General features: G+C 66.8%; 15 protein-coding genes. All 15 read right to left on the reverse strand.

Annotated elements, in window-relative coordinates:
• Positions 1–402: 402 nt before the first annotated feature.
• On the reverse strand, positions 403–1,782 hold the full coding sequence (locus D4Q52_RS23000) for a sigma-54 interaction domain-containing protein (protein WP_119858911.1): 1,380 nt from the start codon (positions 1,780–1,782) through the stop codon (positions 403–405).
• 48 nt (positions 1,783–1,830) lie between these two features.
• Positions 1,831–2,175, reverse strand: coding sequence for a flagellar motor switch protein FliN (gene fliN, locus D4Q52_RS23005; RefSeq protein WP_119858912.1), 345 nt, complete (start codon positions 2,173–2,175; stop codon positions 1,831–1,833).
• Between the two features lie 20 nt (positions 2,176–2,195).
• The gene (locus D4Q52_RS23010) at positions 2,196–2,810 is read right to left on the reverse strand and encodes a FliH/SctL family protein (protein ID WP_182915417.1); all 615 of its coding nucleotides are present in this window, start codon (positions 2,808–2,810) and stop codon (positions 2,196–2,198) included.
• Positions 2,810–3,898 (reverse strand): flagellar motor switch protein FliG, encoded by a 1,089-nt coding sequence (fliG, locus tag D4Q52_RS23015; RefSeq protein WP_119858952.1) that lies wholly within the window; start codon positions 3,896–3,898, stop codon positions 2,810–2,812. The genes D4Q52_RS23010 and fliG overlap by 1 nt, the downstream gene beginning before the upstream one ends.
• A 5-nt stretch (positions 3,899–3,903) precedes the next feature.
• A complete protein-coding gene (gene fliF, locus D4Q52_RS23020; protein ID WP_119858914.1) occupies positions 3,904–5,508 on the reverse strand; it encodes a flagellar basal-body MS-ring/collar protein FliF in 1,605 nt (534 codons plus the stop codon).
• 175 nt (positions 5,509–5,683) lie between these two features.
• Positions 5,684–5,959, reverse strand: coding sequence for a DUF1153 domain-containing protein (locus tag D4Q52_RS23025; RefSeq protein ID WP_002714638.1), 276 nt, complete (start codon positions 5,957–5,959; stop codon positions 5,684–5,686).
• A gap of 344 nt (positions 5,960–6,303) precedes the next feature.
• On the reverse strand, positions 6,304–7,203 hold the full coding sequence (locus D4Q52_RS23030) for a universal stress protein (RefSeq protein WP_234831300.1): 900 nt from the start codon (positions 7,201–7,203) through the stop codon (positions 6,304–6,306).
• A 44-nt stretch (positions 7,204–7,247) separates the two neighbouring features.
• Positions 7,248–9,986 (reverse strand): cation-transporting P-type ATPase, encoded by a 2,739-nt coding sequence (locus tag D4Q52_RS23035; RefSeq protein ID WP_119858915.1) that lies wholly within the window; start codon positions 9,984–9,986, stop codon positions 7,248–7,250.
• 231 nt (positions 9,987–10,217) lie between these two features.
• Entirely contained in the window at positions 10,218–10,601 is a 384-nt protein-coding gene (locus D4Q52_RS23040) for a hypothetical protein (RefSeq protein WP_234831301.1), read from the reverse strand.
• A 260-nt stretch (positions 10,602–10,861) separates the two neighbouring features.
• Positions 10,862–11,395: an NADH-quinone oxidoreductase subunit B family protein gene (locus D4Q52_RS23045; RefSeq protein ID WP_119858917.1), complete on the reverse strand. Its 534-nt coding sequence runs from the start codon at positions 11,393–11,395 to the stop codon at positions 10,862–10,864.
• Positions 11,396–11,397: 2 nt separating this feature from the next.
• A complete protein-coding gene (locus tag D4Q52_RS23050) occupies positions 11,398–12,906 on the reverse strand; it encodes a hydrogenase expression protein HypE (RefSeq protein ID WP_119858918.1) in 1,509 nt (502 codons plus the stop codon).
• 9 nt (positions 12,907–12,915) lie between these two features.
• On the reverse strand, positions 12,916–14,367 hold the full coding sequence (locus D4Q52_RS23055) for a hydrogenase 4 subunit F (RefSeq protein ID WP_119858919.1): 1,452 nt from the start codon (positions 14,365–14,367) through the stop codon (positions 12,916–12,918).
• Positions 14,364–15,026 carry a hydrogenase-4 component E gene (locus tag D4Q52_RS23060; RefSeq protein WP_119858920.1) on the reverse strand — a complete coding sequence of 221 codons (663 nt, stop codon included), beginning with the start codon at positions 15,024–15,026 and terminating at the stop codon, positions 14,364–14,366. The genes D4Q52_RS23055 and D4Q52_RS23060 overlap by 4 nt, the downstream gene beginning before the upstream one ends.
• A gap of 2 nt (positions 15,027–15,028) precedes the next feature.
• Positions 15,029–15,985 carry a respiratory chain complex I subunit 1 family protein gene (locus tag D4Q52_RS23065; protein WP_119858921.1) on the reverse strand — a complete coding sequence of 319 codons (957 nt, stop codon included), beginning with the start codon at positions 15,983–15,985 and terminating at the stop codon, positions 15,029–15,031.
• Positions 15,976–17,994, reverse strand: a complete 2,019-nt coding sequence (hyfB, locus tag D4Q52_RS23070; RefSeq protein ID WP_119858922.1) for a hydrogenase 4 subunit B — start codon at positions 17,992–17,994, stop codon at positions 15,976–15,978. Before hyfB ends, D4Q52_RS23065 begins: the two co-directional genes overlap by 10 nt.
• Between the last annotated feature and the right edge of the window lie 172 nt (positions 17,995–18,166).

Below are 18,166 nucleotides of genomic sequence, written 5' to 3' on the forward strand. Positions count from 1 at the left end.
GGGCTGAACTAACAGCGTCAATTCTCGCAACGCAGCTCCGCCCCAAGCACAGCACGCCCCCTCTCCCGCTTGTGGGAGAGGGCCGGGGTGAGGGCGACGCGCAAGCAGTGCCTGGGGAGGCCCCCCCCCCCCCCCCCCCCCCCCCGGGGGGGGGGGGGGGGCGCCCCCCCCCCCCCCCCCCGCGCCCCGGAATGACAGCGGTTGGGGTTACGCGAAAGAGCAGACGCGAGTCCGCTCAGCCCCACGCACCGTCATTCCGGGGCGCGCGGCGAAGCTGCGCGAACCCGGAATCTCGATGTTGGGGCGAAGGCCGGTGCTGCAGAACGTTGCGGGATTCCGGTTCGCGCGCGAAGTGCGCGCGCCCCGGAATGACGCGATTGGGGCGGCTCGGCGGAGCGAACTTTACCCCATCGACACAAACGCTCGCGGTTCGCCGGCGCCGGCAGGAGTGATGGGCAGGCCGCCGTCGGCGTATTCGTTGAGCTTGTTGCGCAGGGTGCGGATCGAGATGCCGAGGATGTTGGCGGCGTGGGTGCGGTTGCCGAGGCAGTGTTTCAGCGTTTCGAGAATAAGATCGCGCTCGACGTCGGCGACGGTGCGGCCGACCAGCGCGCGGGTGACCTGCTCGGCCGCCAGCGTGGCGTGCGCCACCGCGGCCGGCGTCCTCGACGCATCGAGCCGGTCGCCTTCGGGCGACAGGATCGCCTCCGGGCCGATCTCGTCGCCGGACGCCATCAGCACTGCGCGATGGATGGTGTTCTCGAGCTCGCGAACGTTGCCCTGCCAACGATTGGTCGTCAGCACGCGGCGCGCTTCGACCGACAGGGGCCGCATCGGGACGCCGTTGGCGTCGGCATATTTCTTGGCGAAGTGCTGCGCCAGTTCGAGAATGTCGGCGGGGCGCTCGCGCAGCGGCGGAATCTTGAGGTTAACGACGTTGAGCCGGAACAGCAGATCCTCGCGGAAGGTGCCGGCTCGTACCGCCTCCTGCAGATTGCGGTTGGAGGTGGCGATGATGCGGATATCGACCGGCACCGGCCGGCTGCCGCCGACGCGGTCGATCACTCGCTCCTGAATGGCGCGCAGCAGCTTGGACTGCAGCCGCACGTCCATCTCGGAAATTTCGTCGAGCAGCAGCGTGCCGCCGGTGGCTTCCTCGAACTTGCCGATGCGCCGCGCCACCGCGCCGGTGAAGGCGCCCTTCTCGTGGCCGAACAATTCGGACTCCAGGAGATGCTCGGGGATCGCCGCGCAGTTGATGCTGATGAACGGCTTCTTGGCACGGTGCGAGCGGCTGTGGACGTAGCGCGCCAGCACCTCCTTGCCGGTGCCGCTCTCGCCGGTGATCATCACCGAAGCTTCGGAGCCAGCGATCTGCTGCGCCAGCTTGATGACGCGGGCCATCGCCTCGTCGCGATACACCAGTTCGCGGCTGTCGTTGGCGACCGCCGCGAGCACCGCGGCGATCAGCTCCGGATCCGGCGGCAGCGGGATGTACTCTTTGGCGCCGGCGTGGATCGCCGCCACCGCGGCGCGCGCGTCGCTGGCAATGCCGCAGGCGACGATCGGCACCGCGATGTGCTCGGCCTCGAGCCGCATCACCAGGTCGCGGATGTCGAGCGCGACGTCGACCAGCAGCAGGTCGGCGCCCTTGCCGCCGCGCAGCACTGCCATGGCCTGCTCGTGGTCCGAGGCGTGGGTGACCGAGGCACCGTTGTCGATCGCGATCTTGGTCGCGGTGGTGAGCTGGCCCTTGAGGGTACCAACGATGAGAAGCCGCATGGTTTGCTCCTGTAAAGCCGTGTCCGCCGTGCCGCCAAACGGCCGCGATTAGTTGTCCGCCTTGATGATTTCCGTCATGGTGACGCCGAGCTTGTCCTCGACCAGCACCACTTCGCCACGCGCCACCAACCGATTGTTGACGTAGATGTCGATCGCCTCGCCGACGCGGCGGTCGAGCTCGAGCACCGCGCCGGGGCCGAGCTTGAGCAATTCGCCGACGTCCATCTTGGAGCGGCCGAGCACGGCCGAGACCTGCACCGGCACGTCGAACACCGCCTCGAGATCGGCGGCGACGCGCGAGGTCTGCTCCTCTTCGTTGTAGCCGACATCCGCCAGCGGCGGCGCGTCTGCGCCGTTGAGGTCGGGAAGCGGCAGGCCGTCATTATCGCCCATGTGAGTCCTCGAATCCGTGATTACTTGCGCGACGCCATGTAGCGCCCGACCAGCTCGTTGATTTTCGCCTCGATCGTGGCGCGCTCCAGCACCACGCCGCCGTCGGCCCATTCGATCTTGCAGTCACCGCCGGCGATCTCCGGATCGGACAGCAGCACCAGGCGGCCGGCGAAGCCGCTCTGCTTGGCCAGCAGTTCGATGCGTTCACGCGCAGCCTCGTACAAGCCATCGCTGATCCGGACCACCAGATGCGGCGTCGAAACCAGATGCCTAAAACATTCGCCGACCAGCGCGGTGATCTCCGCCAGCGGTTCGGCGGCGACCAGCTCGGCGCACAGCTTGCGCGCCACCGCCACCGCGACTTCGACCGCTTCGGTTTCCATCCTGGTTTCGACATTGCCGATGCCGGCCGCAATCACCTGCAGGGCCTGACCGATCTGCTCCAGCGCCATCGCGCTGCGGCGCTCGGCCTCGGCCTGCATCTCGCGCTGCGCCTGGGCAAAGCCGACCTGGTAGCCACGCTGCTCGGCGGCGGCGACTGCCTGGGCCAATTCGGCGGCGGCTGTGGCCTTCTCGCGCGCCCGGTCGGGAGCGCCAAAATCGTTGTCGAACAGGAATTTCTGCGCGGCCGCCATCAGTACACCAGCTCGTCATCGGCGCGATTCTTGGTCAGCACGATCTCGCCCTTGGCGGCGAGGTCCTTGGCGAGGTTGACGAGCAGCGCCTGCGCCTCGTCGACGTCGCGTAGCCGCACCGGACCGAGCGCCGCCATGTCGTCGAGCAGCATCTTGCCGGCGCGCGACGACATGTTGCCGAGGAAGAAGCCGCGCACCTCCTCGTTGGCGCTCTTCAGCGCGATCGCCAGCTTGTCGCGATCGATGTTGCGCATCAGCGTCTGCGCCGACCCGGCGTCGAGCTTGACCAGATCGTCGAAGGTGAACATCAAAGCTTTGATGCGTTCGGCCGCCTCGCGGTTGTCGTCTTCCAGCGAGGTGATGAAGCGGGTCTCGGTCTGCCGGTCGAAATTGTTGAAGATCTCCGCCATCACCTCGTGGGCGTCGCGGCGGCGGGTCTGCGACAGGTTGGACATGAATTCGGTGCGCAGCGTCCGCTCGAGGCTCTCGACCACTTCCTTCTGCACCGATTCCATCCGCAGCATGCGGTTGATGACGTCGAGCGCCATGTCGTCGGGCAGGATCGCCAGCACTTTGGCGGCGTGTTCGGGCTTGAGCTTGGACAGCACGACCGCGGTGGTCTGCGGATATTCGTTCTTCAGATAGTTGGCGAGCACCTCCTCCTGAACGTTGGAGAGTTTCTCCCACATGTTGCGGCCGGCCGGGCCGCGGATCTCTTCCATGATGCCGCTGACGCGGTCGGCCGGCAGATAGCGCTGCAGCAGCCGCTCGGTGGCGTCGTAATTGCCCATCAGCGCGCCGGAGGCGGACATCCGCGACACGAATTCGAGCAGCAGATCCTCGACGACTTCCGGCTCGATGGTGCCGAGCGTCGACATCACGGCGGACAGCTCGCGCACTTCGTCGTCGTCGAGCAGGCTCCAGACCTTGCCGCCATATTGCTCGCCGAGCGCCAGCATCAGAATCGCCGCGCGCTTCGGGCCCGGGAGCGGCGCCGTCGCGGCGCGGCCGCTCTGACGCTGCGCAAGCGTCGCGACCACATTGGCGATGTCGTCCGAGCCGGAGGTGAGAGCGGGAGTTTCGGCCATGGCGATCAGGCGGGCTCGGCCAGCCATTGACGGACAATGGCGGCGGTTTCATTGGGATTGCGTTCGGCCAGCTCACCCACCCGGTGAACCGATTGGGCGTGGACCTGGCCCTGGACCTGGGCGATGTCGATCATGCTGGGCGGCGTCACCGGCTGACCGTCGCTGCCGATCTGCGGCAGGCTATTGTCGGTGAGCGCCGGCACGCCGGCTTCCGGCGCGGCCTCGGCCGCCAGCACGCGCTTGACCAGCGGGCGGATCACCATGAACAGCACCACCAGGCCGAGCACGAACAACACACCGAGCTGGATCATGTTCATGATGTCGTCCTTGGTGAATTGAAACATGCCCATCAGGCCAGCGGGCTCCGGGAGCTTCTCGAGCAGCGGAGCTTCGGCGAATTTCAGATTGACGACTTCGACCTGATCGCCGCGTTTTTGATCGAAGCCGATCGCCGAGCGCACCAGAGCGGCGATGCGGTCGAGTTGCTCCTTCGGGCGCTCGGCATAGACCAGCTCGCCTTTGTCATTCTTGGCGTAGCTGCCGTCGACCAGCACGGCGACCGACAGCCGGTTGACGCGACCGGCCTCCGTGACTTCGGTCTTGGTGACGCGGGAGATCTCGTAATTGTTGGTCTCTTCCGACTTCTTGCTCTGGTCGCGCGGAGCGGCGGCGGCGCCCTGCCCCGGATTGCCGGGCAGCTCATTATTGACCGTGACCTGTCCGTCGTTCGCCTGCGTCTGCGACTGCTCTTCGCGCGTCTGGCTGGAGCGCAACACCCGGCCTTCCGGATCGAACTTGTCCGACGTCTGGGTGATCTTGTTGTAATCGAAATCGGCGGTGACCTGAACACGGGCACGGCCGGAGCCGACGACCGACGACACAATCGCCTCGACTTCATTGCGCATCCGCTTTTCGAACGCAGTGCGCCGCTCATCGCCGGCCGAACTGTCGGCCGCATTGGCGGTCGCCGAGCCGTCGGCGAGCAGCTGCCCGCCCTCGTCGACGATCGACACCCGCTGCGGCTTCAGGCCGTTGACGGCTGAGGCGGCGAGGTGACGAATGGCGCGGACCTGCTGCGGCTCCAGCGCGCCGCGCACCCGCAGCACGATCGAGGCGGACGGCTCCGGCGCCTCGCGTGAGAACAGCGGCCGCTCCGGCAGCACAAGATGCACGCGTGCCGCCTGAACGCGATCGATCGCGCGAATCGTCCGCGACAATTCGCCTTCCAGCGCGCGCAGATGATTGATGTTCTGCACGAAGCTGGTGGTGCCGAGCGCATCGGATTTGTCGAAGATCTCGTACCCCACGCCGCCGCCCTTGGGCAGGCCGCCTTCGGCCAGCTTCATCCGCAGCCGGGTGACCTTGTCCTTCGGCACCATCAGGGTGGAGCCTTCGTTGCGCATCTCGAACGGAATCGCCTGGCGCTCCAGCTCCTTGATGATGCTGGATGCGTCGTCATTGCCGAGGTCGGTGTAGAGGGTGGTCATCTGCGGCTGGGATACCCGCATGATGACGAACGCAAAGAAGCCGAGCAGCGCCACCGTCACGGCGATCATCGCCATCAGCCGGGCGGCGCCCAAGCCTTTCAGGAAACCCAACACGTTCTGCAAGACCAGCCCCTTGGATTCGGCACAACCGAGCCGACTAGGCAAACTTTGCCTATGGGATGGTTTCCAGAAGGTTAATAAATCTTAACGAGACGGAAATTGCTTCAAGAATGCCGAAAGCCGGCTTCCCGAAATGGGGCCGGCTTTCAGGAATTCGTTAACCTCCGGGTAACCGGGGTTACTGCCGATATTGCTGGATTCGCGTGGTCCGCAGCCCCGCCAGACCGTGTTGGTCGATCGAGAATTGCCAGGACAGGAATTCGTCCACGGTGAGGGTATAGCGGCTGCAGGCCTCTTCGAGGGAGAGGAGACCACCCCGAACGGCGGCGACCACTTCGGCCTTGCGGCGGATCACCCAGCGCTTCGTCCCCGGGGCGGGCAAATCCGCAATCGTTAACGGACTTCCATCGGGCCCGATGACGTATTTGACCCGCGGGCGGTGGGGCTCTGTCATGGCTTACTCACAACTCTCAAGCACTCAACATACTGTGCGAGCGAACGTACGTGGCCCGACTTAAAATTTGGCTAAGCCGCATGCAGCAATGTGATCGGCCGTGTTAGTAAAGTCGTAAGATTGGTAACCGGATTGCGGCGGACCTCTGAATCGCCCGCTCCGTGCCGGTCGGACGTCGCTTGATTCACGCAAACCAGGCAATCGCCGCTGTCATCGGGCGTGGTGGTGAACCGATGTGATCGCGCGTGATCGACCAGCGCGACTCTGACCACCGAAACAGCGGCGGCGCCGATACGCTCGGCGCCGCCGCTGCAATGCGAAATATCGACGAGGATGCGACCGCGCTACGCGGCGTCGCGCGCCGGCACGATGAGAATGTCGCGATTGAGCCGACGCAGCACCTCCTCGGTGACGCTGCCGAGTAAAAGCCGGACGGCGCCGCGCCTGCCGTGGGTACCGATCACAACCAGATCCGGCCGCAATTCGGCCGCGACGTCAACGATCGCGGCCTGCGCGACGCCTTCGCGGACCATGGTGGAGTAATCGACGTCGTCGAGATCGAGCGGCCCCAGAAAGCGCGTCAACTCGCGCACTGCCTCGACACGCGCGTCGGTCAGGTAGTCGTCGACATTGCCCTTGCCGACGCCCGCGTAGCTCAGCATGCCGACGGCCGCTGCGTCGTAGACGTGCAGGATCACCATGCGGATATTCGTCAGCACGCCAAGACGCCGGCCGGTCCTCAGCGCCTGCAGCGAGCATTCCGACAGATCGACCGGCGCGAGGCAGTTGGCGTAGCGCAAGGCCGGATCGATGTTCGCCATCAGCACCGGCACCGGACTGTTGCGGATCACCCGCTCGGCCGTGGTGCCGACGAAGATGTCTCTCAGAAACGCACGACGGTGACTGCCGATCACGCAGAGATCGGCGCCCTGCTGCTCGGCGGCCTGCACGATCCCGGCGAACGGCGTGCCGCACACCACCAGCGGGCTGCAAGACAGGCCGGCCAAATACGCGTGCTCGCGGATCGCATCACTCAGCGCCGTCTCGGCGAGGTCGCACTCCGCGGCTACGAGGCGCTCAGGTTGATCGTCGTCGACCACATGGGTCAGCACCAGCCGCGCGCTGGCCTCGCGGGCGATCGCCGCGGCGCGGCGCACCGCGCGATCCGAGCGGGCGGAGAAATCGGTGGCGACCAGCACGATCTTCAGATCGGGCCGCATGATCTCGGATGCCATCTGGTCCATCTGTATCTCCTGTTAATTTCCGGATGTCGGGAAATCGCGACGCGTTACGGCTCGAGCCGGCGCAGCAGGCCGACGCGTCGCATCACGAATTTTTCCAGTTCGAGCACCGCCATCATCACCACGCCGGCCGCGATGATCGCCGCGCCCTCCAACACCGACAGGGGCCTGGTGTCGAACAGCGACTGCATGAACGGCGCGTAGGTGAAGGCGAGCTGCGCCGCGATTACCACGATCAGCGCCGCCAGCACCGCCGGCGTACCGAGCGCACCGCGCAGCGAGAACGACGAGGTGTGCAGATAGCGAACGTTGAACAGATAGAAGATCTCGAACACCACCAGCACATTGACCACCATGGTCCGTGCCGTCTCGATCGGCAGCCCGCTGCCAAGCGCGTAGAAGAAGATCGCCAGCGCGCCGACGGTGAACAGCGCTGATACGAAGACGATCCGCCACACCAGGAAGCGCGACAGCAGCGGCGCGTTCGCCGGCCGCGGCGGCCGTTGCATGACGCCGGGCTCCGGCGGCTCGAACGCAAGCACCAGGCCGAGCGTCACGGTGAGGATCAGATTGATCCACAGGATCTGGACCGGCGTCATCGGCATCGTGAAGCCGATCAGGATCGCCATGATGACGGTGAGCGCCTCGCCGCCATTGGTCGGGATCGTCCAGGCGATCACCTTGCGGATGTTGTCGTAGACGGTGCGGCCTTCCTGCACGGCGGCGACGATCGAAACGAAGTTGTCGTCGAGCAGCACCACCTCGGAGGCTTCCTTGGCGGTCTCGGTGCCCTTGTGGCCCATCGCGATGCCGACGTCGGCCTGCTTCAGCGCCGGCGCGTCGTTGACGCCGTCACCGGTCATCGCCACCACCGCGCCGGTCGATTGCAGCGCACGGACGATGCGCAGCTTGTGCTCGGGATTGGTCCGCGCGAACACGTCGGTGTGGCTGACGATGCCGATGAAGGCCGCTTCGGGGGTGCGGTCGAGATCAGCACCGGTGACGACGTCGGGGCTCTCGGTGAGCGCGAGCTGGCGCGCGATCGCGTCTGCGGTGGCGGCGTGATCGCCGGTGATCATCTTGACCACGATGCCGGCCGAGCGGCATTCGGCGATCGCCTGGATCACCTCGTCGCGCGGCGGATCGATGAAGCCGATCAATCCAATAAACGCCAGGCCCTCGTCGAGATCGGCGAAGCCGAGCTGATCCGAGGTGCGCGCCGGCGAGCGCACCGCGAAGCCGAGCACGCGCTCGCCTTCGGCGGCGGCGCGGGCGATCCGCTCGGTCCAGAACGCGGAGTCGAGCGGCACCAGACCGTCGCGGCCGACCTGCGACGCGCACATCGTCAGCAGCCGCTCCGGCGCGCCCTTGACGAAGATCACCTGCCCGGACGCAGCGGCATGCCGCGTCGCCATGAAGCGATGCTGCGCGTCGAACGGGATCTCGTCCGACCGCTTCCAAGCCGCGCGCTCCAGCGCTGGATCGAGCCCGGCCTTGAGCGCCAACGCCACCAGCGCGCCTTCCATCGGATCGCCGTCGACGATCGTGTGCCCGTTCGCCTCGCGCAGTTGCGCGTCGTTGCAGAGCAGGCCGCAGCGGATCAGCTGCATCGCCGACGCCACCGCCTCCGGCACAGCGTCGCCGTCGACCGTGAGTTCGCCGTTCGCGGCGTAGCCGGAGCCGGTGACCATAATCGTATGCTCGGCGGTGACGATGCGCCGCGCCGTCATCTCGTTGCGGGTCAGCGTTCCGGTCTTGTCCGAGCAGATCACCGAGGTGGCGCCGAGCGTCTCGACCGCCGGCAGGCTGCGGATGATGGCGTTGCGCCGCGCCATCCGCTGCACGCCGATCGCCAGCGTGATGGTGATGACCGCCGGCAAGCCTTCCGGCACGACGCCGACCGCGAGCGCCACCACCGCAATCAGCGCCTCGGTCCATTCATAGCCGCGCACCAGCACGGCGAAGGCAAAGATCAGCGCCGCGGCGGAGATCGCCACCCAGGTGAAGCGCTGGCCGAACCGGTTGATCTGGCCGAGCAGCGGCGTGGTGAGATGCTCGACGCCCTGGATCAGCGTCGAGATGCGGCCGATTTCGGTTCTCTGTCCGGTTGCGACCACGACGCCAAAGCCTTGCCCGGCCGAAACCAGCGTGCCGGAGAACGCCATGCACCGTCGGTCGCCGAGTGGCGCCTGCGGCGCGGCGGGCTGATCGTGCTTTTCGGACGCCACCGACTCGCCGGTGAGCATCGCCTCATCGATCAACAGGCCGCGGGCGCGGGTCAGCCGCAGGTCGGCCGGGACACGGTCGCCGGCCTCGATCATCACTACGTCGCCAGGCACGAGTTCGGCGGCTGGGATCGCCGCGCGGTGGCCATCGCGCCAAGCGTGGGCGCGCGGCGAGATCATCTTCTTGATCGCCGCCAAAGCCTTCTCGGCCTTGTCCTCCTGGACGTAGCCGACGATGGCGTTGATGGTCACCACCGCGACGATCACCGCGGCGTCGATGCGATGACCGAGGAACGCGGCCGCAACCGCGGCGGCGAGCAGGAAGTAGATCAGCGTATTGTTGAACTGGGCCAGGAAGCGCAGCAGCGCCGAGCGGCGCGGCGGATCCGGCAGAGCATTCGAGCCGACGCTGGCGAGACGTTTCGCGGCTTCCTCACTGCTCAGGCCGCCGCGGCTGGTCTCGAGCCCCGCCAGCACCCGGTCGGCATCGATCGCGTGCCACATCTCCTCCGAGGCCTGATCGTTCGGGCCCTTGATCGTGGCTTCCATCGGCATGGTCATGCGTGTGTCCGGGATGTCGGAGGTGAAGATGGCCCTGCGCGACGTGATGGCGGCAGGTTCGGTATGCGTCCGCGGGACCCGCAACGGCGGGCTTGCGACGCACAGGAGGATCGGGAGAAGCCGGTGATCGCAGCAGCGGGAGACGGCGCATCCACGAGGCGCAAGGCCTCGCACCGTCACGAGACGGCGAGCAGAGCGTCGGTCAGGAACGCGGACGCAATCCGGCGGGTGCTACACGCAGATTGGCGGGCGAAGCTGGGGAGGCTCGCTGCGATCGAGCGTCCGCTCGTCGAGCGGCAGCCGCACGCGGGTCGACTGATCGCAGGCCATGCTGCGGCTCGAGCTTGGCGTGAGCGCCTGGCCGCTGTCGGTGGTGGTGACTTCAGGTTCGTCGCTGAGGCTCGGCGCCGGGACCGACGGCGGTGTCTTGACGAATTCGAGCTGCTGATGCCGGGCATCGGACGCAGCAGATGCCGACGACGCAGCGCCGACAGCAATCATCATCAGCGCACACACCACCAGAGCCGATTTGAGCCAAAGACGCAAAGCGGTCAGGACGATCGTGTAGTCGCTGTTTAGATCGAGCCGCATCGTCTCCAGACACTGTGTCACCATCAACACGTCAGGCTAGGCCGCATCCTACCACCCCAGCATTGAGCGGGATCAAGCCACGCGTGCGGCGGCTGGTCGCAAGCCCTGCGCTTCGGCGCGGCGCGGTGAGGAGTAGCAGAAGCTACGTTGAGCAAGCGGCACTTGGCACAAGCCCCAAGTTCGTCATTCCGGGGCGCGCGCAGCGCGAGCCCGGAATGACGAACGAGAGGTTTGACTCGCCGGCGACGCTGGCTCGCTACCGAAAGACTGTCGCTAAGCAACTCTCAACGTGTCGTCTTTCGCTCCGCGACACTATCAATAAGAGCCAGCAGCCCGCGCAAGATCTGCAGCGGCTTCGGTGGGCAGCCGGGGATGTGCAGGTCGACCGGCAGTACCGACGACACGCCGCCCGCGACCGCATAACTCCCCGCGAAGCAGCCGCCGTCGCGCGCGCAGTCACCGCAGGCGACCACCCATTTCGGGCCGGGTGTCGCGTCATAAGTCAGCTTCAGCGCGTCGCGCATGTTGTGGGTCACCGGCCCGGTGACCAGCAGCACGTCGGCGTGGCGCGGCGAGGCGACGAAGCGCAGGCCGAAGCGCTCGATGTCGTAATACGCGTTGTTCAGCGCGTGAATCTCCAACTCACAGCCGTTGCACGAGCCGGCATCGACCTCGCGGATCGACAGGCTGCGGCCGAGCCTCCGCTGTGCACGATTGCCGAGCAGTGCGGCGAGTTCAGCTGCGGCGACATCGTCACGCGCCGGCGCGGCTTCGGTCAGCGGCAGAGCGAACAGGCTTTCGAGCAGCAGCTTGCGCATCGCTACAGATCCACGCCCGAGTAGGAGCAGTTGAACGATTTATTACAGAGTGGGAAGTCGGCGATGATATTGCCCTCGATCGCAGCTTCGAGCAGCGGCCACTGAAACCACGATGGATCGCGGAAGTGACAGCGCTCGATGCGGCCGTTCGCGATGCGCAGCCACGCCAGAATGTCGCCGCGAAACCCTTCGACCAGCGCCATGCCTTCGCGAGCCTGGTGCGGCAGTGTCAGCGGCCGATGGATCGCGCCGCCAGGGATGCGAACCAGGATCTGGTCGATCAGCGACAGGCTTTGCTCGACTTCGGCGATGCGGATGCGGACGCGGGCGTCGACATCGCCTTCGCTGAGCACCGGAACGTCGAACGACAACTCATCATACGGCGCGTAGCTCAGCGTGCGCCGTGCGTCGAAGACACGGCCGGACGCGCGGCCGACGAAGCCGCCGGCAGCGTACTGATCGACGAGGGCGGGCTTGACGATGCCGGTCGCCACAGTGCGGTCCTGCAGCGAGGCGGTGTCTTCATAGAGCGCGATCAGCTTTGGCCACTGCTTTCGGACGCCAGCAAGCGCTGCGTGGATCGCCGCGATGCCGGCGTCGTCGAGATCGCGCGCGACGCCGCCGGGCATCACGACGTCCCGCATCAGGCGATGGCCGAATGCGGTGTCGGCAGCGCGCAGCACGTTTTCGCGCAGCACGCCGAACTGCGCCAGCATGATTGCAAACGCCGCGTCATTGCAGATCGCGCCGATGTCGCCGAGATGATTGGCGAGGCGCTCGAGTTCGGCACACAGCGCACGAAGCCAAACCGCGCGGGCCGGCACCTCGGCATCGATGGCGATTTCGACCGCGCGCGCGAAGGCCAGCGCATAGGCCACCGTCGAGTCGCCGGAGACGCGGCCGGCGAGGTGCGCGGCGCGCGGCAGGTCGGCGCCGCTCATCAAGCCGTCGATGCCCTTGTGGACGTAGCCGAAGCGCTGCTCCAGCCGCACCACGGTTTCGCCCGAGACGGTGAAGCGGAAATGGCCGGGCTCGATGATCCCGGCGTGCACAGGGCCGACAGCGACCTGATGGGTGCCGGCGCCTTCGACGGGGAGAAATGGATAGGGCGGCTGCGGCGATGCGGCGGCCGCTTCGCCGAGCGGCGCATGCAGCTCCCAGCGGCCGTGATCGAGCCACGGTCGGTCGTCGATCGCGCCTTCGGGCTGCAGACCGTATAGATCGGTGATGGTGCGCTCCAGCCGTAGCGCCGGCAGATGCCTGGCGGCGACCGACGGAAAGCTGCGCTGCGGGCAATCGAGGCTGATCACGCCGATCTCGGCGGTGCGCGGGTCGAACAGCGCCATATGCACGGCCGAAGGCTCACCCCACAGCGACAGCAAATTCCAATGTCCGTCGCCGAGCATCCGCGCGGCAAAACTCCAGGTCACGCGGTCGATGACCGTGCGCGACCACGGCCGATGCCGCGCCACCGGCTGGCCTTCGAGGTTGAGATCGATCAGCGACGGCATGCGATCCCCCTACCCCAGCAATTTGGCAACGTGCTGAAACCACGCCACCACCGGCGCCGGCAGATACACGCCTGCGATCAGCACCAGCGCCAGATGCGCGAACATCGGCAGATAGCTCGCCTGCGCCGGCGCGCGGCTGCCGCGCGGCGCGCCGAAGGCGATGCCGGTAAGCCGCAGCGTCAGTGCGCCGAACGCGACCAGCAGGCCGAACACCAGCAGCAAAGCGAGCCACGGCGAGCGCGCGAAGGTCGAGGTCACCAGCAGAAACTCGCTCATGAAGATGCCGAGCGGCGGCAGCCCGGCGATCGCCACGACGCCGGCGACGAGGCCCCAGCCGAGCACCGGATGCGTCTCGGTGACGCCGCGGATCTTCGCCAGCGACTGCGTGCCCTTCACTTGCGTGATCTGTCCGACCGCATAAAAGATCGCCGACTTGGTCAGGCTGTGCATCACCATGTGCAGCAGCCCGGCGAAATTCGCCAGCGGGCCGCCCATGCCGAACGCGAACACGATGATGCCCATGTGTTCGATCGACGAATACGCGAACAGCCGTTTGATGTCGCGGCGGCGATACAGCATGAAGGCGGCGAACAGCAGCGACGCCAATCCCATCACGATCATCAGCACGCCGGGCGGCATCGCATCACCGTTGGCGGCGAGCAGCATTTTGAATCGCAGCAGCGCGTACAGCGCGACGTTGAGCAAAAGGCCGGACAGCACCGCCGAGATCGGCGTCGGGCCTTCGGCATGCGCGTCCGGCAGCCAGGCGTGCAGCGGCGCGAGGCCGACCTTGGTGCCGTAGCCGAGGAACAGGAACACGAAGGCGACGTTCAAGAGCGCGGCATCGAAGCCGGAGGCGCGCGACACCAGCACGGTCCAGATCATCCCCTCCTGGCCCTCGCCGATCACCGGCCGCGCCGCCATGTAGATCAGGATGGTGCCGAACAGCGCCAGCGCGATGCCGACGCTGCCGAGGATAAAATATTTCCACGCCGCTTCGAGCGCCGCCGGCGTGCGATAGATGCCGACCATCAGCACCGTGGTCAGCGTCGCCAGTTCGACCGCCACCCACATCAGCCCGATGTTATTCGACACGAACGCCAGGTTCATGCCGAACATCATGGTCTGATACATCGCGTGATAGAACCTCAGATAGGCCGGCGTCAGCTTGCCGGTCTCGAGCTCGTGGGCGATGTAGCTGGCGCTGAACAGACTGGTGGTGAAGCCCACGAAGGTGTTCAGCACGATGAACACGATGTTGAGATCGTCCACCAGGATGTAGGCGCCGGGTGCGGGGCGCGGCAGCACCAGAAGCGAGGCCGCACAAAGAAAGCTGCCGAGGCTCGCCAGCACATTGAGACGCGCGGTGAGCTTGTAGCCCGGCAGCAAAGCGAGCAGCCCCGCCGCGATCACCGGGATCAGCAGCACGCCGGCCACCGGGTCGAGCCCCGCAAGCGTCATGTCCGCTCTCCACGCGAGACGTCGAGCTGGGACACGTCCACCGAGTCGAAGCGCTCGCGGATCCGGAACAGCACGATGCCGATGACGATGAAGGCGATCAGCACCGAGAACGCGACGCTGATCTCCACCACCAGCGGCATGCCCTTGGCGCCGGCGGCGGCGAGGATCAGGCCGTTCTCCAGCGACATGAAGCCGACCACCTGACTGACGGCGTTGCGCCGCGTCACCATGAACAACAGCCCGAGCAGCACGACCGACAGCGCGAAGGCGAGGTCCTCGCGCGCCAGCGCGTCGGCGTCGGCGGTGACGCGCAGCATCAAGGCCAGCGACAGTGCGACGAGCCCCATGCCGGCCAGCATGGTCGGACCGATCCCGACCACAGTCTCGATGTCGCGGTGAATGCCGAGCTTGTAGACGATGCGGCGCAGCGCCACCGGAATGATGATCGCCTTGAACAACAGCGCGATCGCCGCGGTGACGTAGAGATGCGGCGCGTTCTGGATCAGCGCCTGCCACGCCACCGCCGCCGACAGCATCAGCGCATGCAGAGCGAACACGTTGAGCAGTGAGGTCAGCCGGTCCTGATACAGCATCATGAACGACACCAGCACCAGGCCGCCGGCCAGCGAATGCGAGATATCGAAAGCCAGTCCGTGCATCGTCACAGCCCCTTCGACACGAACAGCAGAAGCGTGCCGAGCAGGCCGAGCATCAGCGCGGCGCCGAGGAATTGCGGCACGCGGAACACTCGCATCTTGGCGGTGGCGGTCTCGAACAATGCGAGCAGGAAGCCTGCGGTGGTGATCTTGACCAGATACAGCGCCGCGCCGGCCACATAGGCGGCCGGGCCGCCGCCGAACACGCCGATGCCCCAGGGATAGAACAGGCAGACGATCAGCGAGATGTAGAGTAGCAGCTTGAGCTGTGCGCCGAACTCGATCAGCGCCAGATGGCGGCCGGAATATTCCAGGATCATCGCCTCGTGCACCATGGTGAGCTCGAGATGGGTCGAGGGATTGTCGATCGGGATGCGGGCGTTCTCGGCCAGCGCCACCATCACCAGCGCGATCATGGCGAGGCCGAGCGAGACGCGCAGGCCGACCGCGGTCGAGGCGATGTAGTCGGCGACGGTCGATAGATGCGTCGAGCCGGCGACCAGCGCGACGCAGAACACGATCATCAGCATCGCCGGCTCGGCCAGCGCCGCGATCATCACCTCGCGCGAAGAGCCGATGCCGCCGAACGAAGTGCCGACATCCATGCCGGCGAGCGCCAGGAAGAACCGCGCGGTGCCGAGCAGCGCGACGATGACGATCAGGTCGGCGGCCCAGTTGAACAGCAGTCCGGTGGCAAAGGTCGGCACCAGCGCGGCCGCGACCCAGATCGCCGCGAAGGTGACATAGGGCACGGCGCGAAACAGCCACGAGGCATTGTCGGCCAGCACGACATCCTTGCGCAGCAGCCGCGCGAGGTCGCGGTAGGGCTGCAGCAGCGACGGGCCGCGGCGGCGCTGCAGCCGCGCCTTGATCCTGCGGATGAAGCCGGTGAGCAGCGGCGCCAGCCAAAACACCAGCAGCATCTGCACGCCCTGCACGGCGATGGCGGTGATCACGTCCATATCGCCAGCACCAGCAGCAGCGTGACGAGAGTGGCGAACACCAGGCTGAGATAACCCCGGATGGTGAGAAGCTGCAGACGGTTGAGCCGCACGGCGGCGCCGACAATGCCATTCGCCAGCGGCGCGTAGATCCGTTCCCACACCTGATCGTGCAGTTCGATCCTGAGCCGCGCCGGCGCGACGTCGCCGGGTGGCGGCATCGTCACACGGTCGCGGGCGCGAAACAGCAAGGTGCCGAACACGCGGCGGATCGGCTGCGCGAAGCCGGCGGCGGAGTATTGCGCCAGCGGCGCCGGATCGGTGAAGCCGCAGCCCCAGGCCGGGCCACGCCGCACCGCGCCGGTGGCGAACAGCCGGATCGCGACGAACGCCAGCGACGCCGAGACGATGATGAACACCGCCACCAACCCACCATTGTAAGAGCCGCGGCTTTCGCTGATCGGCACGATCGACAACCACGCCAGCGGCGTCTGCGGCGGAAGACGACCGCCGAGAATGTCGGCGGCGATCGGCGCCAGCGCATCCATCACGAAACCCGGCAACACGCCGGCGCCGAGGCACAGCGCGGCGAGGATGCTCATCGCAGCCAGCGAAAAGCGGTCCACCTCCTTGGCGCGCATCGGCGCGTCGCCACGCGGGCGACCGAGGAAGCTGACGCCGTAGGCCTTGACGAAACACGCCGCCGCCAGCGCCGCAGCGAGCGCCATCAGCGCGCCGACCGCGGGCACCAGAATTTTCAGCCCCCATTGCGGCAGCTGCGGGCTTTGCAGCACCGCCTGGAAGATCAGCCATTCGGAGACGAAGCCGTTGAACGGCGGCAGCGCCGAGATCGCGATCGAGCCGATCAGGAAAACGACGCTGGTCACCGGCATGCGATGGATCAGGCCGCCGAGCCGGTCCATGTCGCGCTCGCCGGTGGCGCTCAGCACCGCGCCAGCGCCGAAGAACAGCAGGCTCTTGAACAGCGAGTGATTGAAGACGTGAAACAGCGCCGCCGTGAAGGCCAGCGCCGCCGGCAGCTTCTCGTCATTGGCCTGGAACGCCAGCGCCAGGCCGAGCGCGACGAACACCACGCCGATATTCTCGATGGTCGAGTAAGCCAGCAGCCGCTTCAGGTCGCTTTCCATCAGCGCATACAAAATGCCGACCGCCGCGGTGACACCGCCGAATGCCAGCACCACGCCGGAAGTCGACCAGTCCGGCTGGCCGAGCAGATCGAACACCACACGGATGAAGCCGTAGATCGCCACCTTGGTCATCACGCCGCTCATCAGCGCCGAGACGTGGCTCGGCGCCGCCGGATGCGCTAGCGGCAGCCAGACGTGCAGCGGCACCAGGCCGGCCTTGGAGCCGGCGCCCAGCAGCATCAAGAGCAGCACCAGCGTGGCGAGCCACGGCGCATGCGGCGCGATGCGGATCGCCGCGAAGTCATAAGTGCCCGTCGTGCCGGCGAGCAGGCCGAAGGCGAGCAGCAGCATCAGCGTGCCGAAGCTGGCCATCAACAGATACACGTAGCCGGCGCGGCGGTTGGCGGCGACGCGGTGATGCGCCATCACCAGCGCCCACGACGCCAGCGACATGAACTCCCACGACAGCAGATAGGAGAATGCGTCGGCGGCCAGCACCACGGCGTTCATGCCGGCGATGAAGGCGGGGTAGAACGGCAGCACGCGCTGCGGCGCATGTTCGTGCCGGCCATAGCCGAGCGCGTAAAGGCTCGCCAGCGCGCCGCCGAGATTGACCACGATCAGGAAAAACGCCGCCAGCGCATCGAGCCGCCAATGCGAGCCGAGCCACGGCAATCCGATCGGCAGCACCCGCTCGGCGGCCGCGTCGCCGTGCAGCAACAGCCAACGAGCGGCGCTCGCCGTGGCGATCGCGCAGACGAGGAGCGTGGCGGCGTAGACGATCGCCGTCGCAAGCCGCGGCGCGCGGCTCAGCACAACCGCCGCGGCCGTAATGCCCAGCAGCGCGGCGATGCAGCCGAGCTGCAGCGTCACCGCGGTCACGATCCGCCTCCGCGCTGCCGGCGTGCGGCCCGCCTTTGCCGATGATGCAGCTGCTGCGTCATCATGAGCGATCGCGCCCTATCCGCATCGGGTTCGACCTCGAACGTCCATCACGGCTCCGCCGCCCGCCGAACGCCCAGCAAGCAAAAGCGCGCCACCCCGCGGCAGTTGC

The sequence above is a fragment of the Rhodopseudomonas palustris genome (assembly GCF_003591005.1).
GTDB classification, from domain to species: domain Bacteria; phylum Pseudomonadota; class Alphaproteobacteria; order Rhizobiales; family Xanthobacteraceae; genus Rhodopseudomonas; species Rhodopseudomonas palustris_K.